The organism is Colwellia sp. PAMC 20917, assembly GCF_001767295.1.
Classification (GTDB): Bacteria; Pseudomonadota; Gammaproteobacteria; order Enterobacterales; family Alteromonadaceae; genus Colwellia_A.
On sequence record NZ_CP014944.1, the window covers coordinates 1,824,028 to 1,849,428 of the forward strand.

General features: G+C 38.2%; 23 protein-coding genes, 1 tRNA gene and 1 pseudogene. 15 read left to right on the plus strand and 10 right to left on the minus strand.

Annotated elements, in window-relative coordinates; genetic code table 11:
* Positions 1–133 precede the first annotated feature (133 nt).
* The gene (locus A3Q34_RS07750; RefSeq protein WP_070374839.1) at positions 134–376 is read right to left on the minus strand and encodes a DUF3820 family protein; all 243 of its coding nucleotides are present in this window, start codon (positions 374–376) and stop codon (positions 134–136) included.
* 127 nt (positions 377–503) lie between these two features.
* Here A3Q34_RS07750 and A3Q34_RS07755 point away from each other — a divergent pair, with 127 nt between their 5' ends.
* Positions 504–1,622 carry a DUF3083 family protein gene (locus A3Q34_RS07755; RefSeq protein ID WP_070374840.1) on the plus strand — a complete coding sequence of 373 codons (1,119 nt, stop codon included), beginning with the start codon at positions 504–506 and terminating at the stop codon, positions 1,620–1,622.
* A gap of 28 nt (positions 1,623–1,650) precedes the next feature.
* Here A3Q34_RS07755 and A3Q34_RS21255 read toward each other — a convergent pair.
* A pseudogene (locus tag A3Q34_RS21255) lies at positions 1,651–2,137 on the minus strand (response regulator transcription factor); the annotation flags it as partial.
* A gap of 266 nt (positions 2,138–2,403) precedes the next feature.
* On the opposite strand from A3Q34_RS21255, the gene msrA reads away from it, so the two are divergent.
* Positions 2,404–2,949, plus strand: coding sequence for a peptide-methionine (S)-S-oxide reductase MsrA (msrA, locus tag A3Q34_RS07765; protein ID WP_070374841.1), 546 nt, complete (start codon positions 2,404–2,406; stop codon positions 2,947–2,949).
* Between the two features lie 99 nt (positions 2,950–3,048).
* Here the strand turns inward: msrA and A3Q34_RS07770 are convergent, their stop codons facing one another.
* The 5 genes from A3Q34_RS07770 to folB all read right to left on the minus strand — a co-directional run bounded on the left by A3Q34_RS07770 (position 3,049) and on the right by folB (position 7,069).
* Positions 3,049–3,897 carry a tetratricopeptide repeat protein gene (locus A3Q34_RS07770; RefSeq protein WP_231907454.1) on the minus strand — a complete coding sequence of 283 codons (849 nt, stop codon included), beginning with the start codon at positions 3,895–3,897 and terminating at the stop codon, positions 3,049–3,051.
* A gap of 145 nt (positions 3,898–4,042) precedes the next feature.
* A complete protein-coding gene (locus tag A3Q34_RS07775) occupies positions 4,043–5,197 on the minus strand; it encodes an acyl-CoA dehydrogenase family protein (RefSeq protein WP_070374843.1) in 1,155 nt (384 codons plus the stop codon).
* A 136-nt stretch (positions 5,198–5,333) separates the two neighbouring features.
* Positions 5,334–6,149: an undecaprenyl-diphosphate phosphatase gene (locus tag A3Q34_RS07780; protein WP_070374844.1), complete on the minus strand. Its 816-nt coding sequence runs from the start codon at positions 6,147–6,149 to the stop codon at positions 5,334–5,336.
* A gap of 48 nt (positions 6,150–6,197) precedes the next feature.
* Entirely contained in the window at positions 6,198–6,695 is a 498-nt protein-coding gene (gene folK, locus A3Q34_RS07785; protein WP_070374845.1) for a 2-amino-4-hydroxy-6-hydroxymethyldihydropteridine diphosphokinase, read from the minus strand.
* Positions 6,695–7,069 carry a dihydroneopterin aldolase gene (folB, locus tag A3Q34_RS07790; RefSeq protein ID WP_070374846.1) on the minus strand — a complete coding sequence of 125 codons (375 nt, stop codon included), beginning with the start codon at positions 7,067–7,069 and terminating at the stop codon, positions 6,695–6,697. The genes folK and folB overlap by 1 nt, the downstream gene beginning before the upstream one ends.
* A 220-nt stretch (positions 7,070–7,289) precedes the next feature.
* On the opposite strand from folB, the gene plsY reads away from it, so the two are divergent.
* A complete protein-coding gene (gene plsY, locus A3Q34_RS07795) occupies positions 7,290–7,892 on the plus strand; it encodes a glycerol-3-phosphate 1-O-acyltransferase PlsY (protein ID WP_269447191.1) in 603 nt (200 codons plus the stop codon).
* Positions 7,893–7,921: 29 nt separating this feature from the next.
* On the opposite strand, the gene tsaD is transcribed toward plsY, so the two are convergent.
* Positions 7,922–8,980 carry a tRNA (adenosine(37)-N6)-threonylcarbamoyltransferase complex transferase subunit TsaD gene (gene tsaD, locus A3Q34_RS07800; protein WP_070374848.1) on the minus strand — a complete coding sequence of 353 codons (1,059 nt, stop codon included), beginning with the start codon at positions 8,978–8,980 and terminating at the stop codon, positions 7,922–7,924.
* 363 nt (positions 8,981–9,343) lie between these two features.
* On the opposite strand from tsaD, the gene rpsU reads away from it, so the two are divergent.
* The 5 genes from rpsU to A3Q34_RS07825 all read left to right on the plus strand — a co-directional run bounded on the left by rpsU (position 9,344) and on the right by A3Q34_RS07825 (position 14,705).
* Complete coding sequence (gene rpsU / locus A3Q34_RS07805) at positions 9,344–9,559, plus strand: 30S ribosomal protein S21 (RefSeq protein ID WP_011045067.1); 216 nt, start codon at positions 9,344–9,346, stop codon at positions 9,557–9,559.
* Positions 9,560–9,597: 38 nt separating this feature from the next.
* Positions 9,598–10,044: a GatB/YqeY domain-containing protein gene (locus A3Q34_RS07810; RefSeq protein WP_070374849.1), complete on the plus strand. Its 447-nt coding sequence runs from the start codon at positions 9,598–9,600 to the stop codon at positions 10,042–10,044.
* Positions 10,045–10,244: 200 nt separating this feature from the next.
* Positions 10,245–12,002, plus strand: coding sequence for a DNA primase (gene dnaG, locus A3Q34_RS07815; RefSeq protein WP_070374850.1), 1,758 nt, complete (start codon positions 10,245–10,247; stop codon positions 12,000–12,002).
* Between the two features lie 114 nt (positions 12,003–12,116).
* Entirely contained in the window at positions 12,117–13,958 is a 1,842-nt protein-coding gene (gene rpoD, locus A3Q34_RS07820; RefSeq protein ID WP_070374851.1) for an RNA polymerase sigma factor RpoD, read from the plus strand.
* A gap of 117 nt (positions 13,959–14,075) precedes the next feature.
* A complete protein-coding gene (locus A3Q34_RS07825; protein ID WP_070374852.1) occupies positions 14,076–14,705 on the plus strand; it encodes a hypothetical protein in 630 nt (209 codons plus the stop codon).
* Positions 14,706–14,708: 3 nt separating this feature from the next.
* Here A3Q34_RS07825 and A3Q34_RS07830 read toward each other — a convergent pair whose 3' ends face one another.
* Positions 14,709–15,878 carry an MbnH family di-heme enzyme gene (locus A3Q34_RS07830; RefSeq protein ID WP_070374853.1) on the minus strand — a complete coding sequence of 390 codons (1,170 nt, stop codon included), beginning with the start codon at positions 15,876–15,878 and terminating at the stop codon, positions 14,709–14,711.
* Complete coding sequence (locus A3Q34_RS07835; protein ID WP_070374854.1) at positions 15,871–16,722, minus strand: MbnP family copper-binding protein; 852 nt, start codon at positions 16,720–16,722, stop codon at positions 15,871–15,873. The genes A3Q34_RS07830 and A3Q34_RS07835 overlap by 8 nt, the downstream gene beginning before the upstream one ends.
* 142 nt (positions 16,723–16,864) lie before the next feature.
* On the opposite strand from A3Q34_RS07835, the gene A3Q34_RS07840 reads away from it, so the two are divergent.
* The 7 genes from A3Q34_RS07840 (at position 16,865) to A3Q34_RS07865 (ending at position 25,217) form a co-directional block, all read left to right on the plus strand.
* Positions 16,865–19,624: a choice-of-anchor B family protein gene (locus tag A3Q34_RS07840; protein WP_070374855.1), complete on the plus strand. Its 2,760-nt coding sequence runs from the start codon at positions 16,865–16,867 to the stop codon at positions 19,622–19,624.
* A 164-nt stretch (positions 19,625–19,788) separates the two neighbouring features.
* Positions 19,789–19,865, plus strand: a tRNA-Ile gene (locus tag A3Q34_RS07845).
* A 706-nt stretch (positions 19,866–20,571) separates the two neighbouring features.
* Positions 20,572–20,739 carry a hypothetical protein gene (locus tag A3Q34_RS20470; protein ID WP_157470889.1) on the plus strand — a complete coding sequence of 56 codons (168 nt, stop codon included), beginning with the start codon at positions 20,572–20,574 and terminating at the stop codon, positions 20,737–20,739.
* A gap of 9 nt (positions 20,740–20,748) precedes the next feature.
* Entirely contained in the window at positions 20,749–21,099 is a 351-nt protein-coding gene (locus tag A3Q34_RS07850) for a hypothetical protein (protein ID WP_070374856.1), read from the plus strand.
* Positions 21,100–21,118: 19 nt separating this feature from the next.
* Positions 21,119–21,556: a hypothetical protein gene (locus tag A3Q34_RS07855; RefSeq protein WP_070374857.1), complete on the plus strand. Its 438-nt coding sequence runs from the start codon at positions 21,119–21,121 to the stop codon at positions 21,554–21,556.
* Between the two features lie 172 nt (positions 21,557–21,728).
* The gene (locus A3Q34_RS07860) at positions 21,729–22,922 is read left to right on the plus strand and encodes a site-specific integrase (RefSeq protein ID WP_070374858.1); all 1,194 of its coding nucleotides are present in this window, start codon (positions 21,729–21,731) and stop codon (positions 22,920–22,922) included.
* A gap of 348 nt (positions 22,923–23,270) precedes the next feature.
* A complete protein-coding gene (locus A3Q34_RS07865) occupies positions 23,271–25,217 on the plus strand; it encodes a DEAD/DEAH box helicase family protein (protein ID WP_070374859.1) in 1,947 nt (648 codons plus the stop codon).
* Positions 25,218–25,401: the final 184 nt, after the last annotated feature.

Here is a 25,401-nt window from a genome sequence, read left to right on the forward strand (position 1 = left end):
TAAAAAGTGTTCGACAGTTAATGATTGAGAGCTGAAAAATCCTAATTATAAGATTAAATAAATAAAACAATTTGTTACCAACAAGCGTTATTACCTATGATTATTAAAAATTATTTTTATATAAAAAATTATTTTAATGTTGTGGAATACCTAAGCGACTTGAGCGTAACAGTGGTTCTAACATGCCTTCAAGACCATTGAGTTTTATTTCGTAAATTAATTCAAGTTGCTGTCCTAGCTTACCTTCAGGAAAACCTTTTGATTTAAACCACACTAAGTAAGGCTCTGGCAATTTTAGTAAGGGTCTACCTGCATATTTTCCAAAAGGCATTATTTGATTTACAGCGTCGAGCAAAGCTTGTTGATCTGAAAACATAGTTTCTCTACTTATTAAATTTTACTGTCGGGATAATAACTCAAAACCTTTTAACATCATAAAAGTGTCACAAGGTCTCTTTATAATCATCACAAGTTTATCGACTAACTTCAAACAGGGAACGAACATGTCTATAATAAGAAAACGCAGTGCGGCGCACAAAGCTTATATTCCTTCAAATGCGCGAGATAACCAATATATTTTAGCTGAGTTTGCCATTACCGATGAATTAATAGAGTTAATTTCTCCAAATATTTCAACGCATAGCACTCAACCTTACTATGATTTTTATCAAAGTTTATCACAATTATTATTTACGCTAAGTAATGACTATGCGATACAAAGTAGCTTATTTATTGCTAATGACAAATTAGTTCGCGTTCGCTACAGTCAAGAAATGCACCAATGGCAAACCAGCCAGCAAATTTTATTTTATTACGATCCTCAAAATCATCAATTACAAAATTCTTTTTTTGATGCCAGTATTCGCGCAAAAAAGATCACCCTACTTTTTTTAGCCTCTGGCGACGACATTCGCTTTAATGCATCGGCATTTCATCAAAAAGTGACTCGGCTACTGCATAGTTTTATCGAGCAAACAAAATTACCTAACAGAGCGATACGTTTACGTGATCATCAACACCTTACCTATGATTTATTTGCTAAAAATAAAGGCTGCCTAGGCACACAAGCGCATAAATTACGGCCTATTGATGAACGCTATAAATCACAAAACGTTGTTATAACACCGAACGCATCGGCAATAAGTTATGCGGTAATTAATCTAACGGTTGATAATCGTTTATTGGGTTTAGTTGATATTGATGCCAATTCTAAAGATCCATACAATCCGCTTTATACTTATTTAACCGATACTTTTTCACTGGTGGCTAAGCGCTTTAATTTAAATAATGGAGCGTTAATCGCTAATGGTTTAGTCCCCATTGTCCGATATAGTTTGCATGAAATAATTTCTAAGATGGGTGAGTTACAAATGTTAGGTTATAACCCTAAACAGAGTCCCTGTGGCTTGGTGAGTAAATGGAAAGCCGATGAGTTAGTTGATAACGTACAATTTATCTTTGTGGCTACCGCAGAAGACTCCCAACATAGTGGCTATGGCAAGTTTATTAACCAAATAGAACAGGCAATGCGTTTATTAGCGACCGAACTCGAAATCCCCATTAATAAAGATGAATTAACGTTAAGGTTTCATCAGCATATTGCTTATAATTTTGAAAACTAAGGTTAATCAACTTCGCCATTAACGGTAGTTTTTTCTGTAATTTACGTTGTAACGTTCTGTGGTGCATTAAAGCTAACGTGCCGTTGCTGAAACATTACCATTATTAAATTTTAAGACTTGTTGAATATACTCTCATTCAATCTGCTCGGTTGACAACGTTGGTTCATTGATAATGTTTGTTGCTAAATTTGCAACCAATGTTGATTTTTTTAGCGACGAACTGTTAGCGTTTTAGCTAAGGCCGATAATAAAGTCTGTGTATCGACCGGCTTGGCTAAGTAATCATCTGCGCCAAGCTTTATTGCGTCAACAGCAGTAGCGATACTGGCAAAACCGGTTAACAAAATAATACGACTCTTTGGCAATAGCTTCCTCATCGGATTAATCAAATTTAAGCCACTTTCATGATGGAGTTTCATATCAAGCAATATGAATTCTGGCAATTGACCATGACAGGTTAACAATGCATCATTAATGTTATCGGCCAACCAACAGCTGTAGCCATGGTTTTTCATGCGCCATTAACAAAAAGTATTAATATCAGCTGAATAATAATAGCCACACTACGCAATAAAAGAACGGTGCGAACTTGATTAAACGTTCTAAAAAATAAAGACATAATGTTTTATATTGGTTAATCCTATTTGTTGATGTTACGCTAATATTTATATTTTTAACTGATCAAAAACAGTTTATTATAAATTTCAAATAAAAACATATAGACATCTAAACGTCTATTGTTATACAGTTATTTTAATCAAATTTATTAAGGTTTATTTTAATGTCATCACATGAAGAAAAAATCACCCTGGCAGGCGGTTGCTTTTGGTGTATTGAAGGTGCATACAACCAATTAATCGGCATTAAATCTGCCGTATCAGGTTATATGGGTGGTAGCGCAGCGCTAGCAACTTATGAAGACGTTTGCTCGGGTCAAACCGGCCATGCAGAAGTCGTGCAGTTAACTTTTGATAGCGCAGCGATCACTTGTCGTGAAATATTAGAAGTGTTTTTTACGCTACACGATGCCAGCCAATTAAATCGTCAAGGCAACGATATAGGAACCCAGTATCGCTCAGGGGTTTTTTATCACAGCAAAGAACAACAGCAAATTGCTGAAGATATTATTAAAGAGGTCGACGCCAGCAATATGTATAACTCAGCAGTTGTGACCGAAGTAACTCAAGCGTCAGAGTTCTTTTCTGGTGAAGATGTTCATCAAGACTATTTCAATAATAATCCTGGTAATCCTTACTGTCAGGCGATTGTTTCGCCTAAGCTCGCGAAATTTAGAAAAACGTTCGTGAGTAAATTAAAACCATCATAGGCTTAAAGCAATATTGTCAGCTTGAGAATAAAATCTCATTTCTAACAAAGTGCGGACACTGAAACAATCAGTGTCACGCATCTGCTGCCAAGTACTGATTTAATACATCAACGTATACAGTTTTCTGCGGAATTTATTGGCTAATGGGTCGCCATCAGGTAAAGCCTTCAACACATCAAGATAAAGCTCTTTGCTCGCAGCATCACTACTGTCTTTTTGCATTAAACGAAACAGTAACGTCAACGCTTCTTCATGTCGATTGACTTGGCTGTATTGCGCAACAAGTTGATGTTGTAGAGCAACGTTGTCAACGTCGTCCACTAACTGTGCTTCTAGTGCTTTAATTTCTGGTGAGTCCGCGGCTTGACTGGCAAGCTCAAGTTTAGCGATAAGCGCTTGATAGTGGCTGTCTTGGTCAACCATTAAAATGGTGGTCAATAAAGATTCGGCTTCGCTTATTTTACCCGTTTGTAAATAAACATCTGCCATCATTAATTTGATGTCTGCACGTTCACTATTAAGTTGATAAGCACTATTAATCGCCGTAAAGGCATCATTAATATTATTATCAGCTAATAACTTTTGCGCCTGAATAAGTAATAAGTCTTCTTCTTTAGGTAAATGATTCGCTAAAAATTCTTTTATATTGTCGTCATCTTGTGGCCCAGTTAAACCATCAAGTGGTTGGCCATCTTTCACTAAAATAGCCGTAGGTAAACCTTGAATACCAAATTGTTGGGCAATTTGTTGCTGAGTTTGACAATCAACCGTGGCGTATAATATATACTGTTCAAAACCCTGCAAGCCAATGGCTAGCTTATCTTTAAGCTCCAAACTTTCAGGGACCTGTGCCGCCCAAAAGTCAACTAAGACTAACTTCGATTTTGATTCTTCTAAAATAATTTGTTGAAAATTTTCTAGGGTAATTTCAATGGCATTTGTAGTCACATTCACTTCCATTTAGTTTATTGATGAGCGTCTATAATCTATATTTTGGGGCAATTATAAAAAGCGCAAGTGCCTTAATACAAAAAGCTGAACGCCTATCAATAAAGGGACGTTCAGCTTTCGTATTATATAAGTCTAATAATAATTAGACTTCGTTTAATAACTCACGAGCAATAATGATTTTTTGGATCTCGCTAGTACCTTCATAAATAGTGGTAATACGTACGTCGCGAGCCATGCGCTCAAGCGGATATTCTTTAATATAGCCAGCACCACCCATTAATTGCAAAGCGTCATAACAAGCAGTATTCGCTTTTTCTGCGGCAAATAACTTCGCCATAGAAGCGGCTTTACCAAAGGGTAAACCTTGTTCTTTAGTATAAGCAGCTTGCATTAACAATAAACGGGCTGCCTCTAAATCTGTGTAACGTTCGGCAAGTTTCCATTGTAAACCTTGGAAGTTTGATAATGCTTGACCAAATTGCTTACGTTCGGTGATAAAGGCACGGGCGTAATCCATGGCGGCTAAACCAATGCCTAGCGCTAATGAACCAATACCAATTCGACCGCCCGCAAGTTCGCCAACCGCAACGCCAAAGCCTTTATTTTCTTTGCCCATCATGGCACTAGCAGGTATCCGACAATTACTAAAGCTCACTTCATTAGTAGGTGATGCTTTTTGCCCCATTTTTTCTTCTGGTTTACTGACCGTAATACCTGGTGTATTTGCTTCCACTAAGAAACATGAAATACCCTTACCTTTTCGAGCGGTCGCGTCCGTTACCGCCCAAACAACAAAGATGTCAGCAAAGCTGGCACTGGTAATATAGAGTTTGCTGCCATTGAGTACGTAGGCATCACCGTCGAGAACCGCAGAAGTCTTCATGCCAGCAGGATCTGAACCGGCGTCATTCTCTGTTAAACAAAAAGCACCGGCTTTATATTCACCACTACATATTTTAGGTAAATACTTTTGCTTTTGCTCTTCATTACCAACCGCTTGAATAACTTCAGCAACCATATTTGTCACTGATGTTGTTACTGCAGTTGCTGCACATGCGCGTGCTATTTCTGTTATCGCTAAGCTAAAAGCAACCGTGCCTGCTTCTACGCCACCATATTCTGCTTTAATATTTAAGCCCATAAAACCCAGTTCAGTTAACTGCGCAAGGTTGTTGAGGAAAAGTGTTTGATCTTGGGTTTCATCAAGTTCGGCCGCTACAGGAGCTAATTCGCTTTCAGCGAATTTTTTTGCCATATCTTGAATCATCATCTGTTCTTCGGTTAATGATAAATTCATTCGTTACTCACTTTTATATATTAAATTTGTATTTATTTATATTTAGATGCGTATTTAACAATTAAATCGCATATTTAAATTTCTTATTATTATTTTTTATAATTAACTAAACGATAGCAGCACAGGTTTAGATCAATCAACCCAGCACAAACCAAAGTAATGCGACACCCAGAACTAAGCGATAGATAACAAATGGCATCATACCGACTTTTTCCAATAGAATAAGAAAGTAGTGAATGCAGGCATAAGCACTAAAAAAAGCTAACACACTGCCAATACCAATAGCATTCCAATCAACAGGACCCGTTTCAGTCATTAATTTTAATGTTAAATAACTCCCCGCCATCGCAATGGCAGGAATTGACAATAAGAAAGAAAATCTAGCGGCATTTTCTCGACTTAAGCCAAGCATCAAACCGATAGTCATTGTTATACCTGAACGCGATGTACCCGGAATTAATGCTACCGCCTGTGCTAAACCAATCAGCATAGCCCCTTTAAATCCTAGCTTTTCAAAATCAATATGCTCAGTCGCTTTTCTTTTACCCGCTTTAATGTCAGCAAAACCCAGTAAAAATCCAAAAATTAAGGTAGTAGCAGCAATAACCAACGCAGTACGTAAATGTGCTTCGATAAAGTCTTTGCCGAGCAAACCAAATATTCCTAATGGGATAGTCGCAAATAATATCCACCAGGCAAGCTTGCCATCAAAACTAGTATTATCACCTTTTATACTGCCCACCCAAGCAACAGCCATATTCGCAACATCTTTACGAAAATATAAAACAACCGCGAGTAATGTTCCAACATGCAAAGCAACATCGAGTGCTAAACCTTGGTCTTTCCAGCCTAAAACAGCTGAGGGTAAGATTAAATGTGCTGAACTTGATACCGGTAAAAACTCCGTTAATCCTTGGAGAATCGCTAAAATAAATATCTCTGTAATGGTCATTGCTTATTATATTCCTTATGTATAATTCAATTTTTTAATGTCTAACTTTTATAATTGGCTTGACCAAGAAAAGTCTACTGTGGTTATTTGTTGTTGTGTTTTATCGTAAGCTTGCCAAAGTTGTTGGTACGATTTTTTTAAAATGGGGTGTTTAAGATCTGGCGCTACTTCAGCCAATGGCCATAAAACAAAGGCATTTTCTGTGATCTCGGCACGTGGAATTTGTGCTGGAGTGTCCAACACTAAATCGTCAAACAGTAATAAATCTAAATCTAAGGTGCGTGGGCTATATTTTTTAGCATCAATTTCTCGACCGTTGTTAAGCTCAATTTCGCGGAGTGCTTTAGCCACTTGTACTATATTAAGTTCGGTCGTCGCACCGATCACCATATTATAAAATTCAGCACCGTCGAATCCTACGGCTTTACTAGCAAATAAAGATGATAGCGTTAACTCACCAAGCAGCGCTTCAAGGGCAGTCAATCCTGTCTGTAAATAGTGCTGACGGTCTACATTACTGCCAAGCGAAATATATAAACGCGCCATTACCCATGATTACTGTTATTTGATTGGCTACCACGTTCAATTTCAACGCCAACTGTGATGGCATTATGCACCGCATTAGGCTTGGCTACTTTTAATTTAAGCCAAGGGATCTGATAAGTTTCAATTAAGAATTTAGCCAAACGCTCTGCTAATGTTTCAATTAAATCTACGGGATTTTTATTAGCAAATTCAGCTATTTTTACTGATATGTCGGCATAATCGAGTGTTTTAGCTAGCTCATCATTTTCGGCCGGTTTGGCGGTATCCCACCCCATAACTAAATCAATCACTAAGGTTTGTTTGATTTCTTTTTCCCAATCGAAAAAACCTATGGTGGTTTGAATACTCAAGCCTTCAATATAAACTTTATCCATTAACGTACACTCATCTTTAATAAAACAACTAAAAATATAGGTCGATTTTACCTGTGCAAAGTTATAAAAACTAGTGGTTGACGGATCAATTCATTTTTTTTATTAATAGACGATAGAAAAACTTATTTCCATTGACATTATGAAAGGCTAGAATATCTAAAATTGTTGAAAACTTGTTATAATTAACTATCATTTTAACAATGAATTGGGAGGTTTTTGTATTAGCGCTCTATTAGTAACACTGATAATAATGCTTGCTGCCTATTTGGTCGGTTCGATTTCTAGTGCTATTTTATTGTGTAAGCTATTAAAACTTCCAGATCCTCGCACTACCGGCTCAAACAATCCTGGCGCCACCAATGTTTTGCGTATCAGTAACAAATTCATCGCTGCACTGGTGCTGGTCTTTGATATCCTCAAAGGCACTATTCCGGTGTGGGGCGCTTATTTCCTTGATTTAGAACCCCTTAATTTAGGGTTAATAGCATTGGCTGCTTGTTTAGGCCATATGTACCCTATATTTTTTAACTTTAGAGGCGGAAAAGGCGTTGCAACCGCACTGGGTGTATTATTACCGATAGGTTTAGATCTTGGGGGGTTATTGATACTGACCTGGGTAAGTGTGATTTATTTTACCCGATATTCAAGCCTAGCCGCTATTATTACGGTATCGCTTGCACCTTTTTATATTTGGCTGTTAAAGCCTCTATATATGTACCCAGTGATGATGCTCTCGGTATTAATTATTTTTCGCCATAAAGACAACATCTGGCGATTAATGAAAGGAGATGAAGGTAAAATATCCTTTACTAAGGCCAAATGAAGTCATTAATGTGCCAACTTTACCGCTCGTTATACCGCAGGTAAAGTATCTAAAGGCCAACGTGGTGTCGCTTTAAACGACAAATCTGCATCTGTTCCTGCTTTTAAACGTTGCAAGCCTGCATAAGCTATCATCGCGCCATTATCAGTACAAAACTCAGGACGTGGATAAAAAACTTCTCCACCGAGCTTTTTAGTAATTTCCGCTAATTTTTCTCGAAGCGATGTGTTGGCGCTAACGCCACCAGCAATCACTAAACGTTTTAACTCACACTGCTGCAAAGCACGGCGACATTTTATTGCTAAGGTATCAACAACCGCTTCTTGAAATGCATAAGCGACATCGGCATGAGTTTGTTCATCCATACCTTCATTGCCTTGTGCTTTTTGTAACGCTATTTCTTTGCGAATAACGGTACCGGCAGCGGTTTTTAAACCACTAAAGCTAAAATCTAAACCTGGACGATCTGTCATTGGACGCGGCAATTTATAACGCCCTTTTGTGCCTTTTTCAGCCATCTTCGATAAAGCAGGCCCGCCGGGGTAATCAAGCCCAAGTAACTTAGCTGTTTTATCAAACGCTTCACCCGCAGCATCGTCAACTGATTCACCGAGTAATTCATATCGACCAATGCCGTCAACACGCACTAGCATAGTATGTCCACCCGAAACAAGCAGGGCAACAAAAGGAAACTCTGGCACGTTTTCTTCTAACATAGGCGCAAGTAAATGCCCTTCCATATGATGAACAGGCACAGCCGGAAGTCCCCAGCCATAAGCTAAGCTTCTGCCAATTGAACAGCCTACTAATAATGCCCCCACTAAACCAGGCCCTGCAGTATAAGCAACGCCGTCTAGATCAGCAGGGGTTAAGTTAGCTTCTTTTAACACTTCTTTAATTAAAGGTATTGTTTTACGGACATGATCTCGTGACGCTAATTCAGGAACGACTCCGCCGTAGTCAGCATGAACAGCTATTTGACTATATAAACGATGGGCTACAATACCTTTAGGTAAATCACCTTCACCGTCATCATAAATAGCAATACCCGTTTCATCACAAGATGTTTCTATACCTAAAATTCGCATAATACCCTTAACCTAAAAGCCTAAATAATGTTTATTTCATTTTATTGAGCGATTTTAACGCCAAATACGTTAGCTATTATACCCATTTGATCAAGGTTGTGATCTACTTTTTTATCAGAAAAATAGATAATGGTCAGCGACAACGTTTAATAAATCATTATTCGTTTCCCCCCGTGAAAGGTCAGTGGATATATAATAAAACTAGTATTAAATCAGTTAATTTTAATTTTAGAAAATATTACACTTTACTTTAACTAGTGCTTAGCTTTAGAATACGTCACCCAATTTTGATAGAGTGGGTGTTTGCGAAGCAATAATGCTTAAGCGATACACCAATCATATAGATACATACTAAGGTTATACATGCCAGTAATTAAAGTTAGAGAAAACGAACCATTTGACGTTGCATTACGTCGTTTTAAACGTTCATGTGAAAAAGCAGGGATCCTTTCAGAAGTTCGCCGTCGCGAATCTTACGAAAAGCCTACTTGGGAACGTAAACGTAAGAAAGCTGCCGCTGTTAAGCGTGCTGCTAAAAAAGTTTCTCGTGAAAACGCTCGCCGCGTTCGCATGTACTAAGATACCTTAGTAGTATTTAAGACTATCGAGTAAAATAAATGAGTTTAATAGACCAACTCAGAGATGAAATGAAAGTTGCGATGCGTGCTAAAGACAAATGTCGTCTTGGTGTTATTCGTATGGCCATTTCATCAATTAAGCAAGCCGAAATCGATCATAACCTTGAAGCAACTGATGAGAACATCATTGTGATTTTAACCAAAATGGTTAAACAACGCAGAGAGTCCATCAAAATGTTTACTGACGGTGGTCGTGATGAGTTAGCTGCTAAAGAAGCTGAAGAAGTAACCGCGTTAGGATTTTTTCTTCCGCAGCCACTTTCAAGTGAAGAAATTAGTCAGTTAATTACCAAAACTATTGCTGATACCGGTGCTGCTTCAATGGCTGACATGGGTAAAGTAATGGCGGTATTAAAACCATTAATGCAAGGCAAAGCAGACTTAGGCGCAGTAAGTGGCCAAGTTCGTAATACCCTAAATGCATAACGGATTTTACTAAAGCTTACTGTTTTCGTTTTATTAAAATATACATTTTAAAGCCGTGAAAATTTATTTTCACGGCTTTATTGTTTTATATAATACCTATTTAGCGTTTCACTTGGGTGAGAAGTTAAAAAACACCTATCCAGTAAAGGTCAATTAGGTTTAAAATAACCTTCGCACAAACAACCAAAGAAAATGTAGACATGACTGGTATGATCCCTCGACAATTTATTGATGATTTATTAGCGCGCGCTGATATTGTTGAATTAATTGACTCTCGAGTGCCATTAAAGAAAGCCGGCAAAAATTATCAAGCTTGTTGCCCATTCCATACCGAAAAGTCTCCCTCGTTCAGTGTTAGCCAAGATAAGCAATTCTATCATTGCTTTGGTTGTGGAGAACACGGCAATGCAATTTCCTTTTTGATGGAATTTGACCGTTTAGAATTCCCTGATGCGATTGAAGAACTTGCCTCCCATTATAATATGGAAGTGCCACGTGAACAAAATAACCAGAGCCCTGCGCAACTAAAGCAGCAGCAACAAGTTCATAAACAAAAACAAGATGATTACGAACTGATGGAAAAAATCAGTCGTTTCTATCAACAACAATTAAAAGTGGCTACCGATAAAGATACCGCCATTGATTATTTAAAAGGTCGCGGTTTAAGCGGTGAAGTGGTGAAGCGCTTTGGTATTGGTTATATCAGTGACGCTTGGGATGGGATGATGAACCATTTTGCCAAAAATCCTCAAACCACTCAGCAACTTGTAGATTTAGGTATGGCAATCCCTGGCGATAAAAATCGTCCTTATGATCGTTTTAGAGGTCGTATTCAATTCCCCATTCGTGACAAGCGAGGTCGCGTTATTGGTTTTGGTGGTCGTGTATTGGGTGATGGTACGCCAAAGTATTTAAACTCTCCAGAAACACGTATTTATCATAAAGGCCATGAACTTTACGGATTATTTGAAGCAAAACAAGCCAATAAACAATTGTCTCGATTGGTCGTGGTTGAAGGCTACATGGATGTTGTGGCATTAGCACAACATGGTGTCGACTATGCTGTAGCGTCGCTCGGTACATCAACCACCCCAGAACAATGCCAAACTTTATTTAGAACCGTTAAAGAAGTTATCTGTTGTTATGACGGTGACCGAGCAGGCCGAGATGCTGCATGGCGAGCCATGGAGAATGCCCTGCCTTTAATCAACGATGGTACGAGTTTAAAATTTGTATTTTTACCCGACGGTGAAGACCCTGATTCGTTGATCAGAGAAAAAGGTCAACAAGCTTTCGAAGAAATTCTAGATAACGCCACACCCTTGTCAGTTTTTCTTTTTGATCACCTTTCTCTGCAAGTCAATATGAGTACTTTGGAAGGAAAATCAAAAATGATTGAGCTCTTCCAGCCCTACTTAAATAAGCTGCCTGATAGTACCTTAAAAGATTCAATTTTGACTGAATTAGCCAATAAATTCGCCCGTGGCAACGAAAAACGTTTAGACGAATTACGTAAAAAGAACAATCAAAACAACAAGGCAAGTACAGTAAAGAAGCAAAGTAAAATAACACCATTACGCCTTGCTATTGCATTATTACTTGAGCACCCCCATATCATTAGTGCATTACCGGATATTACTATTTTACAACAACTCGATATGCCAGGTATTCCTTTGCTAAATCGGCTGTTAGTTTTATGTAAACAAAATTCAAAAATTAACAGTGCTCAGCTTATTGAACATTTTCGAGGGACCACTGAAGGTAGCCAATTAACAAAGTTAATGTGCTTACAACATCATGTTGAACCTGAAAATGCTGAATCGATGTTTATTGATGTAATAGAAAGTTTTTTAAACAAATTTATTGAACAACGTACGGAGCAATTGCTTGCCAAAGAACATGCAACTGGCTTAAGTAAAAGTGAGAAACAAGAATTACATAGTTTGTTAAGTGCGTAGCAAACAAAAATAAGTTGAACAAACTTTAACGCTGGCAATATACTAAGCAATTAGCTATAATTTCCGGCTTACTGTTTTCATTTTGATAGCCATAATTTAGGTGGACACTCGTCAATGAATCAAGCCCCACAATCTAGACTTAAAGAGCTCATTACCAAAGGTAAAGAGCAAGGTTACTTAACTTTTGCTCAAGTTAACGATCACCTGCCACAAGATATAATCGATTCAGACCAAGTTGAAGACATCGTTAGAATGATCAACGACATGGGTATTCAGGTATTCGAAACTGCTCCAGATCAAGACACCTTGATGATGACAGAAGGTAATACTGATGAAGATGCTGCTGAAGCAGCTGCCCAAGCACTTGCTACGGTTGAAAGCGAAATTGGTAGAACGACTGATCCTGTCCGCATGTACATGCGTGAAATGGGCACGGTTGAGCTATTAACGCGTAAAGGCGAAATTGTTATCGCTAAGCGTATTGAAGAAGGCATCAAAGAAGTTCAGCGTAGTGTTGCTGAATATCCGCCGGCAATCAATTTCTTGCTCGATATGTGGGACAACTTTGAAGCTGAAGAAGTACGTTTAACCGATATTATCGTTGGCTTTTTAGACCCTGATGCTGAAGAAGAAGAAATTCCAGCAGCAGCGACGCATATTGGTTCAGAGCTTTCAAAAGAAGAGCTCAACGACGAAGATAAGTCTGATGGCGACGAGGAAGATGAGGAAGAAGAAGATACCGGTCCTTGTCCTGAACTTGCTAAAGAAAAGTTCACTCTACTTCGCAATGCCTACGAAAAAGCAAATAAAGTTATTAATGCTAAAGGTCGTGGTCATAAAGACGCACAAGCAGCGATTGATGATTTAGCTGAAGTATTTAAAGAATTCCGTTTAATCCCTAAACTTTTTGATAAGCTTGTTAAAAACATGCGTAGCGTAATGGATAGATTACGTATTCAAGAACGTTTAATCATGAAGCACTGTGTTGTTGGTGCTGGCATGCCTAAAACAACCTTTATCAAAATTTTTCCAGGCAATGAAACCTCTAAAGATTGGTTTAACGAGCAAAAAGCTGCAGGTCATGCTTATTCAGCAAAATTATCTGATATTGAGTTAGACGTTGAACGTTGTATTTATAAATTAAATCAATTAGAAAAAGAAACGTTCTTAAATGTACACGGTATAAAAGATATTAACCGTCGTATGTCTATCGGTGAAGCTAAGGCTCGTCGTGCGAAAAAAGAAATGGTTGAAGCTAACCTACGTTTAGTTATCTCGATTGCTAAAAAATATACCAACCGTGGTTTACAATTCTTAGATTTAATCCAAGAAGGTAACATTGGTTTGATGAAAGCGGTTGATAAATTTGAATACCGTCGTGGTTACAAATTTTCAACGTATGCAACGTGGTGGATCCGTCAAGCGATCACCCGTTCAATTGCTGACCAAGCCAGAACGATTCGTATCCCTGTGCATATGATAGAAACGATTAATAAATTAAATCGTATTTCTCGTCAGATGTTACAAGAAATGGGACGTGAGCCAACACCTGAAGAATTAGCTGAACGCATGATCATGCCGGAAGATAAGATTCGTAAAGTATTGAAGATTGCTAAAGAACCTATTTCAATGGAAACCCCTATCGGTGATGACGAAGATTCACACTTGGGCGATTTTATTGAAGATGGTAATGGCGAACTACCTGTTGACTCGGCTACCGCTGAAAACTTGAAAGATGCGACACACGAAGTATTAGCTGGCTTAACCGCTCGTGAAGCTAAAGTGTTAAGAATGCGTTTTGGTATCGACATGAATACTGATCATACGTTAGAAGAAGTGGGTAAGCAGTTTGATGTTACCCGTGAACGTATTCGTCAAATCGAAGCAAAAGCGTTACGTAAATTACGTCACCCTTCTCGCTCTGAGCAACTTAAAAGTTTCTTAGACGGCGAATAAAGCTTTCATTTTTAAATAGATGACTTAAAATCCAGTAATTAATTACTGGATTTTTTTTGTCTTTAATTAACTCGATTCATTAATCAGCCAATCAAATTTTTCATAAAAGGACTTTCAATGCGCTTTCTCATTCTACTATTTTCTTTATTTTTAACACTACCTACTTTAGCGGCTAAATCTGGACCTATCGAGGTAACTCCCTTTGCAGGTTACCGTTTGGGAGGAGACTTTACTATTGCAAGTGACTTTGGTGAAATGAGTGAGTCCCAATCGTTAGAAATTGAGACAGATGAAAGCTCAAGTTTTGGGGTGATTGTTGCTTGGCCTTATGACAATAAACGCCAAGGTGAATTACTGATAAGTCACTATAAGAGTGAATTAATTCCTACTAGTTTATTAAGCCCTTATACTAGTGACTTATCGGTAACTTACCTACATATCGGTGGTAGTGTGCCACTTTCAAATAGCTTAGTCCCCTTTTGGTTTTCTGGTGGCTTTGGTGTTACTCATTTTTCACCCGAGGCCAAAAAACTTGATGATGAAACTAAGCTATCAGTAAACCTAGGGGTTTACAGTAAATTACAACTCAATGACCGTATAGCGATTCGTTTAGGTGCAAGAGTGTATGCGACACTCATTGACTCCCAAGACGCACTTTTCTGTGATAATAATAATTGTAAAATAGCAATATCGAGCGATATGTGGATACAAAGCGAATTATCAGCAGGTTTAACCTTCACGTTTTAAGACTTACTTCTCAACAATAAGATGCTTGGGATCAGATAGAAATGTTTGGTCCGTCAAGGTTTTCAAAAAAGCAATTAAGTCTTCTTTTTCTGCTTTTGTTAAGACAAATCCTTTAATGAACTGACTTTTCAGTGGATTACTTCGCCCATCACCTTGATATTCACCCGTAGTAACATTTCGTCCACCAGCGGCATAAAAATCAACAACTTCCGCTAAGCTTCCAATACTTCCGTCATGCATGTAGGGCGCACTAACTTCAATATTACGTAATGTTGGCGCTCTAAATCGGCCATTATCTCTCACTAACGTTGAAATTTCAGACAAACCAGTATCATGTTTAGGGTAGCCTGATTTATCACGACCACTTTGATGGCTAACATTATACAAACCCGTATTATGGAAGGGTCTGCGATCAATAAGCTGTTTTTCATGACTGGTAGACTGAGTGAAATTAAATCCGCCGTGACAATGATGGCATTCAAGCTGCTCTGAGAAAAATAAATTCATACCGCGTAAAGCCGAGGCAGAAATAGCATTGTCATCAGCCAAATAGGCATAGGCATCGAACGGTGAATCTAAAGAAATTAAACTGCGCACGTAACTCGCTAATGCTTTAACAATCAAATCGAAACTTATGGTTTTTTTTGGGAAGGCTTCAGTGAATAAACGCTGATAATTCTTAGTATTAAATCGCGCTAAAACCTCATCTTCATGGCCAGTTATACCTAATTCAACCGGTGATTCACCAAACATAGGTAATAGTATTTGCTGTTCAATAGAGGTTAAACCGTCATGGGCCCACGTTAATGTTTTATTGTACGCTATGTTAACTAAAGCAGAGGCATTACGTCGATGTGGTTGTGCGGTGCTACCGAATGAGTGTGGGATATTTTCACCAAAAGAAAATTCTTGATGATGACAACTGGCGCAAGCTTGTTGTTGATTGGCAGATAAACTTTTATCAAAAAAGAGTTGTTTACCTAAATTGACTTTTGCTTGGGTCATTGGGTTATCTTGTGGTACTTGTGGCTTAGGAAAACCTTCGATAATGGGCCACTGATATTCTCCTGCTAACTCTTTATTATCACTACATGATTGCAGTAGTAAGCAAAGCATTACCAGTACTAAACCCGACAGGTAAAATGTGACTGTCTTTAAACGTTGGCTAACCATCTATTTGCGCCTTAAGGTTTGTTTTAAATAGCATAGACTGATCTGTATTATTGGTATTTATCCCTAGATTTTTAAATAACACTTTACAGCTTTCTTCATCAACCGATGACTGACAACTGTTTGCACGAGTTAATGTTATATCAGTAATTAATGCTGATAAATCAAACTCGATAGTAGTTATTAGTGAAGTGAAAGGCAAAGAAACGACAACTCGATTAGGGTACAAACATTCACTTTTTGGCGAACGAACAGGACTTAAGGCTTTGCAACCGGTAGAGCCTAAATGAAACAGCCAATCATCATCGGGTGAAGCTAACTCTGCACGCATAAATTTGTGACCACCCTGCCATCCCCAGAACATTGAGGCTTCATTTAACGGGCTAGGCTGTGTTAATGGGTTAAGGTGATTCAGTGCAAACGGCACACCTAAGGTAAAACGAATATCGGTTATAACACTAGCTTCATTTAGAGGGGTTAATTCAAGTTGCCAATAGTCTTGCTCACCTTCTTCATTACACACCTCTCCCAATAAGGCGACATTCTCTGCTTGATGAGCATTTGTTGTCATCGACCAGGGCTGCCAACCATTTTTTTTAGTGTTAACTTCAACATCATGTATAAAAAACTGTAATTGCTGATACTGCCAATTTTTTGAGGCCGCACCTAGGAGTTGTTCATTATTACCATTGAAGTGACTGGCACAGTTCAAAGTAACCTGCTTATAAACCGGTTGAAAAGTGAGTGTTATTGGGGACTCGTTTTGAAAACATCCTGAAAGTAACGTAACACTTAACCCAAAAATAGTTGTGACAGATAAAATTTTTTTTAATATATAACAGTTCATTTGAATAAGGCTTAATCGTTGAATGCAAAGTAATACTTACATGAAGTTAAGATAATGTTAACGAGTTAGTTTTAAATTGTACGTTAACTTGCTATGGTAAAGCCATCAAATATTGAGCAGCTAAATAAAAAACGAGTACATTATGGCTAAAATATCATTACCTCTTGGCATTGCAATTATTTCAATATCTTATTTTTTACTCTCTTCAAATACATTAGCTCATTCAGAGCATGATAAGTCGAGGTTTGTTGCTGTTAATGGTGTAGATAAAGACCGCTGTGATAATGTTCTTAGACCCTGTAAAACAATTGCCTATGCTGTTAGCCAAGCAAACAAAGGTGATAACGTACTTGTTGCTTCAGGCGACTTTACAATCACTTCAAGCGAAGAACTATTTTATTTAAAAAGCGCTCTTGTGTCAGTCGTCGGAGGCTATAATCAATTTGATCATTATCAATCGCAAAGCCCTCAGTCAAATGTGACCACTTTACATAATATTCCAATGGAAATGGTTGATGAGCTTCGCAGTAACGGTTTTAGCGTTATTGCAGATGGTAAAGCCTTTGCTAAAGATAAAGATTTAAAACAAAAACTTGCAAGTTATTATCAACTCAGTGAAAGCCAAGCAAATGAACCTTGTGTTAATGGCAAAGCTGATATTTTTGACTGCAATAACATTGATTTACTCGCTCATTTCCCATTAACTGCAATGTCGAATGATCCAGTTGAAGGCAACGATATTTGGGGTCATGTCGATTTAAATACGGGTAATGAATTTGCTATTATGGGCGTAAAAAATGGCGTTGTTGTGGTTAATGTTACAAACCCAACCACTCCTGTTGAAGTGGGCACAATACCTGGAGTCACCTCAACATGGCGAGATGTAAAAGTTTACCAATACTTTGATGAAAATATCAATTTATGGCAAGCCTATGCTTATGTAACAACCGAAGGTGTTCGAAATGGTCCAACAGATTATGTGACTATTATTGACCTTAACAATCTTCCTCATTCAATAACCTTAGTTGAAAAGAATAAAGTGGTCAGTAGAGCCCATAATGTTTATATCACTAATGTTGATCATACCCTCAATATAACGCTTCCAGATCAAACAGCTTCACTACAACTTATTGGTACAAACACTAGAGGTGGAGCTTTCCAAAGCTATTCATTAGAAAACCCAAAAACATTAGTCAACGTTACTGCTAACAATTTTGGTAATGGCTACACCCATGATGGGGCTTCTCTTGTTATAGATGATCAGCGTTCTGTTAATGATTGTGGTTTAACGTCTGGGAGTTGTACTGTTTTCATTGATTTTAATGAAGACGTCATGAAGTTATGGAATATCACCGATCCAAATGACTCAACCCAGTTAGGTACAGCTGAATATAACGACGTAGCTCCGAACAATAAATATGTACATTCTGGCTGGGGCACTGAAGATAAGCAGTTCATTTTATTACATGATGAATTTGATGAATTTCGTGGTGGATTAAATACCACCGTTAGAATATTTTCAATTGGGGACCTAACGAACCCATCACAGGTTGGCCAATGGACCGGTCCTACACAGGCGATTGATCATAATGGTTTTGTTCGAGGTAATAGATACTATATGTCTAACTACGAACGTGGTTTAACCATTTTAGACATTACGGATCCAACAACGCCTACTGAGGTTGGGTTCTTTGATACTTTCACACCGAGTAACTCAGCAAGCTTTAATGGTGCATGGGGCGTTTATCCATTTTTACCGTCAGGAAATATTCTCGTTAGCGATATCAACAGTGGTCTGTATGTATTAAAAGATAACGCTAAAGCTTCAACGAAAGGAATGTTCAGCTTTACCAGTAAAAGCACACAAACCGCTCAAGGAACAACACTAAACCTTATTGTGCAACGAAATGGTTCAGACATTACAGAAAGTGCTGCGGTAAGTTACCAAGTGATTCAAGGTAGCGCCAAAAAAGGCACTGACTTTGATGTAGAAAACAACATACTCACTTGGGCTGCAAACGATAATACCAATAAGACAATAAGTATTGATATCGCAGATGACCTAACAAATACCGAATTTTCAGAGTCTTTCTTTATACGTTTATATAATCCAACTAATGGTGCAACACTTGGTTCAAACAGTTACAACACCATCAATATTACTGGGTTAATAGACAAAGGAACGGGAAGCTTTGAATTCGACGAGCAAACAATCGCAGAGAATGTTGATGAATACACCGTAAATGTTAACCGAATGGGTAGCACATCGGGCAGTATTTCATTCCAATATCAACTGACTTCAGGACAAGCGATTATTGGTAGCGATATCATTGATGCATCGGGGCAAGTATCTTGGGGCGAAGGTGAAAGTGATACTAAAAAAATTATATTAACCATTATTGATGATATTGAAGAAGAAGAAAATGAAACGTTCACCTTAACCTTATCAAGCATCGATAATAGTCGGTTAGGTAATAATGCTGAGATTATATTCACTATTGCTGATGATGATCAAAATACAGCACCTGTGGTTACCCTAAGAGAAAATTTTGAAGTAAATACTAATCAAGGTGTAACTTTAACGGCTCAAGCCATCGATGCAGAAAGCGACAGTATGACCTACTTATGGGAGCAAACAGCAGGCTCAGCGGTATCAATAACTAACGCTGATATGTTATCAGCTAGCTTTACAGCCCCAAATAACGCTACCTCGTTAACATTTAAACTTACCGCTACTGATTTCAGAGGTGCATCAAGTACAGGAAGTGTTATTGTTTCAGTGGTCGCGCCCGTTGTAGTAACACCAACGCCCAACACACCAAGTAGCGGTGGCACAATATTATGGTTAACAATCCTTTCATTATCTTTATTAACCAAGAGAAAAGTCATTATCAATAAATAGTATCTAGGCAATAGTGATATAAAATCACCCGTATTGCCTAACAATTAAGCGAACAACGTAAAATTTAGCATTTTTTAAAAATACGCTAGTGACAACAAAATAAAAAATGCTTATACTTCACGCCGCTTTAAGTTGAAGTCTCAATTTAAAGCGGATAAAAAGATGGCCCCTTAGCTCAGTTGGTTAGAGCATTCGACTCATAATCGACAGGTCCCCTGTTCAAGTCAGGGAGGGGCCACCATTTTTATATAGCAAATTCAAATAGTTACCTCAAAATTCAAAACAAAAACAATACTCGGTCCCACCTCCGCTGGTCCATGGCTGGGGAAGTTAAATCTATAACAAACTCAACGCATAACTTTCGCTCAGCTCAAACACAAGTAAGTACTGCCGATCTCCATCAAATAACGCATCACAACTAAAACAATAGCCTAAACGCTACCACCTCAAATTCTCACATCAAAAAATACAATCCAATAGCCTCCCAAAAACAACACAAGTACCAGAAATAGACCTGACTAAAATTCATCACTCACCACAAGCACTGGTCAAATCAACATAGCCACGCCCATCAAGCACCTGCTGTGCTATAGCCCTAACGACTACCAATCCCAGTAGCAAGCCAATCATCCAAAAACAGCCAAAATCTCAAAGCTGCAACTTCACTGAGTGAAAATCAAATGCAGCAATGAATGAAACAACATTTTTAATTTTTTTCGCTGTCGCGAAGCATTAGAAAATGATTATAGAAATTCTTTTAATATTTAAAGATTAAGCGAAGCAGCCACTCCATTGGCTGAGCGTATTTTTCAAGATTCAAATCATTTTATAATTTATTGCTCCGTGCCTGAGCAGCTATTTACTCCCGAAACTAAATCTCTTTGAAATATATATGAAGTGATTGAGCTTACTACTTCTTAGTAGGCATTTAATTCTAGGAGAATAATATGATCACAAATGATTTTGATTCCATCACGGTAGAGTCAAGTATGAGTGGAGCTATTGCGGGGGCTCTAGCTGGTGCACGTGCCGGTAGTGTTGTTCCAGGCATTGGAACTGCTATTGGTGGTGTTGCAGGTGGTTTGATTGGCCTGATCTTTGGTCCAGTTGATTAGGAGCTATTGATGAAGACACTTACCTCTCTCGAACAAATCCAGAGCCTTCCCCATTCACCTGAAGTACTGAATGCTTTATCAACTGAACTACTTCTACCGTTTGATACTACAAGTGCTACTGATGCCTTTTGGCTTGAGACTTCAACCACATTGCTCGTTGTATTGCCTGATGAATACACTGAGCAGTTACTTGATAATTTTAGTGAGGTTTTAGGTCAATTTACTTGTACTGAGTTTATCACTCAGCTTTCTGGTAATTGGTATTTAGCACTGACCATTACTTCACAAGATGGTGGTGGGCAATACCTTCTGTTTCCTTGTGAAAAGCATAGCCAGCTTTCGACCCTTCTGTTTACTTAACCAACCAATGAGAAACACTATGAATACTAAAACTGACACCAAAACAAAAGCCAAACCTGAAACCTCCCCTATTTCTATTTTGAAAACAGCCACCGCCAAAAAACTCAATCCAAAGCTTGATGGTGAATTGGAATACCAAATTGCCTTGATTGATGATGCTTTGCACTTGCGTATTAGTAGTAATTCTTCAGGTGGTTTCTTTTCGAAGGAATGGCTATCACTTGAGAAGATTGAACAGTACTTCAATGACAATGTGAAAATTGACACTGATTTCAAAAGCAACTTACTCAAGCCACTTTTTGAACAAGGACACAGTAGCAACAACACGGGATTTCTATGTGCCTGTCTACGTGCTGAGCTTTTGTTATCCATCAGTTCGAAGAATGTATTCCTTCACCAATTTACAGGCGATTTTACTGCGTGGAACAAAACCCTCAACTTACTTGCAAAAACGTAATGAAATGAGGTTTAGCCTTACTAATCATAAGTTAAACCTCATCCCCTCCTCGCATTATTTTTTGGCTATGTAAAAACCAACATATTATTGATGGGCAATTATGCCTGTATTTAGGACTCCGGTCGATTGTCCGGTCTTTCCCTTTTTTTACTTTATATATAGGAAGAGTATTATGGCTACTGCTAAAAGATTTAAGTTTTCAATGACACTAGTGAATGAGTTACCTGCAACTGATGAAACTAGTGCAAGTCGTGAGACTGAGTATTCTGATTCGGCTTGTACTGGGTTACGGGTGATTGTTAATCGCAAAGGCATCAAACGCTTTTTATTTCGCTACAACTATCAGGGCAAGAAGCGTTCAATGATGATTGGCGAGTTAGGTGCATTTGATGTGAAAGATGCGCGATTGAAAGCTTACGAGTTCAAACGATTGCTTGCTGAGGGTTTAGATCCGAAAACAGAGCGTGATTCAAAGCGTGCCGTTGCCACTTTCTATGAATTTGGTGAGGAGCATTATTTACCTTATTCTATGGCGAACAAGTTGAGCTTTCGTAATGATGTCTCTATTTTGAAGAATTACTTCTACCCACTTTGGCGAGAAAGTAAATTGAATGCTATTCAAACTCAGGAGATCCAACGTTTCATGGACAGTCTTTCTGGTAAGTTGAAACCTGCTAGCATCAATCGCATGTTGTCTTTGATCCATCGAATGCTAAAACTTGCTTGTGAATGGGGTCATTTGACGACTAACCCTGCAAGTCATTTGAAAAAATTGAAGGAGAACAATCAACGTACTTTCTTTTTGAGTAGTGAGCAAACCACTCGTTTATTGAAAAGCTGTGATGCAGATGGGAATCAAAGTGCTGCTAACTTTGTTCGCTTGGCTTTGCTGACCGGAATGCGAGCAGGTGAAATCTTGAATTCCAAATTGGAGCATCTAGAATTCCCTGACGGTGAAGCCAGTTTGTTTTTGCCTCACACGAAAGCAGGTCTTGCTCGCTCAGTACCTCTGAATGAAAGTGCGCTAGCCATTATCCGTGAGCAACAGCTTTTGATGAAGCCCAGCAACCCGTATTTGTTTGCGGGAAGATTCGGTGACAAGCCTATGTCTCATCCTAAAAAAGCTTTTCTGCGCATCAAAGAACGTGCTGGTGACTTAGATAAGTTACGTATCCATGATTTACGCCATTCATTTGCCAGTATCTTGATCAACTCTGGCTCTGCTTCATTGTACGATGTTCAGCATTTACTCGGACACCATTCAGCCCAAACTACGGAAAAATATGCACACTTAGCATCGGGTCGTTTACGTGATGTTAGTAGTCATGTTTCTGATTTTGTTGCTAACGCTGTAAGAGTTTCTTAGTACTAACCCAAGACTTGTTGTGAGTCTTGGGGATTATTTTGCTTTTTTTTATCTTACTTTTAGCCTCTGTTGAATTTATGTAAAACTGCGAGTATCGCGTTTAAACGGTACTGAGACAGCGGTAAAAATAGTTGTTCTATATCTCCCTTGTGCGGAATTCTCGTTCTTTCTAGGGGGGGATTTGAACGATATAGACACCTTGTAATCGTTTTATCCAAAACTTATTTTTAACTTGGTGTTCATTAATTATATTGCTACATATCAAACAGTTAAGTTAAATAAAGCATTTTACAAGGCCGTATTCTTAGCGCATAATCCTTTTACTTTTTGCTGTGTGAGACTTAACCCATGACTGTCGTTACCGATTTTACCTTAGCTAAAAACCAATACATTTCAGACTTAGATGTTGAAGTGAAGCATCAGCTTACTCATCTAGAAGCACCAACAGGACGAGGCAAAACCACTTACATTGTGAACAAGCTATCGAAGCGGTCAAAAATCATTATGGTTTGCCCTGTCAATGTGCAAGTCAAACAACTTGCTCATGATTTTAGAGATAATCACAAGGTGCAATGCATCACCAGTGATGATAAATCTAACAGTTTGCATGGTGACATTATTATTTGTGTGTATGATCAATTAACTAAGATTTTGGATTCTGGAATTCACCCTAGCCATTATGTACTTGTCATTGATGAAGCTCACAAGCTCTATCAGGCTGCTAATTACCGAAGCAAGGCGTTGTCTGTTTTATTAGATGCTATTTCTGATGGGGTTTTCAAGCAGGTACTAACGGTCAGCGCAACATTTCAACCTGATATATTTCCGTTTGATTTTGACGAACAGATTGTGATCAAGCATGAACTAGATCAAAAGCCAGCGTGTGACGTAGTTTTTCATAAAAAGAAAGACTTTATGGATCAATATCTACTTTCTGCCCTTCCCAGTAAAGGTCAGATTTCGATTATCCGCTTGAACAACAAAGAGCAAATCAAACATGCCAAGCTTTGCTTCGAACAGCAGAATCTACGTGTGTTTGAAATACATAGCGACAACCAGAAATCTCCCGAAGTTATCAAGTTCCTTGAAACAAGTTTGATTGGTGACTATGACATTGTGCTAACTACGTCATTGCTAGATGAAGCAATCAACATCAAAAATACCAACATTGAGTCTATTCATGTTTACCACAAGTTACATTCTGATGAGATAAACCAATTTATTGGTAGAACCCGAAAGTCTCAGCCGCATGTTCACTTACATCTGCTTGAAAATGAACTTAACCGAGAAGATATAGATATCGCAAAAGAGCGCAGGAAAGTTGAAGATTTGTGTGATTCAGCATTAACTTATTGCCTGAACATTACAGAAAAACCAAGTCAATTTTCCCGAGTAGTGACTGACATTAATATGACCACTAAATCTTGCCAACGTTTTGAACCTTTATTTTATGATTACCGTGAAGGAGTAGAACCTAGTGTGAACAACGTGTCGATACTCGCGAAGCTTTATGAGATTTCGATGGAAGCACAGTATGTTAATGATGATTCATTGAAATATGCTCTGCTTTGTACTAACTGCTTTAGTAGCGTTGATATTTTTGATTCTGGTATTACAGGTGAAAATGAAGAAATTGATGGCATTATTGAACAGGCCAGTGCAATGCAAGCATCTACTCGTGTTGCTGCTGTCGATGAATGCGCTTTAGAAATTGGTGCAACTGCGGACAACATTAGTAATGTATCTATGGATGATATCGATACGTTAGCTCAATCACTCACTAATACAGGCATCAAAGGTGAAATTTCAAAAGAGTGGCTTGGTCTTTGCCAAATACTTTCTGTTGCTGATGCCTTAGATGCCGTTCGAAATAATCGAACAGCTGAGATTTGGGCATTTCAAAAATCAGTTGAGCACTTTATTCATCTCCGATCTTTTTTTGATGTTTTGAAAGCTGACTTAAAAGTGCATGGTCAAGTGAAACTGGTAGGCTCTGATAATATAAATAAGTATTTTATTAAAACACTTAGCCAAGTAGCCAAAGAGCAAAAAGGCTTTAAAAAATTCATTAAGAAGTTAAATATTAGTGGCATTGAAGTGCTTGAAAATAATAAATTCAAGGTGAGCAACCGCTTTATCTATAAGCTTATTCGAGAGTGTACCGATGGTGAACTTTATCGTTCAGGTGGTGTGCCTCAATTTACTATTACTAGAATTGGTCCGTTTGGTTATGATTATAATATTAATGTGCTTCGGCATTCGAGTAATCAACCGAGAGTTCGAAGAGTTGCTTAAAGCAATGATGGTACAGTCAAGGTTAGTTTTGAACTGTACCATTCAGACGAATAAAAATCATCAGTAGGTATAAGATTTACTCGATCTCCACTGCTCCAAAATCAAGGGTCGAGCAATAACTACTCACTTCAGTTATTTCCACATTCGAGACATTAAACATTTATCTGATACTAGTACGTAGGAT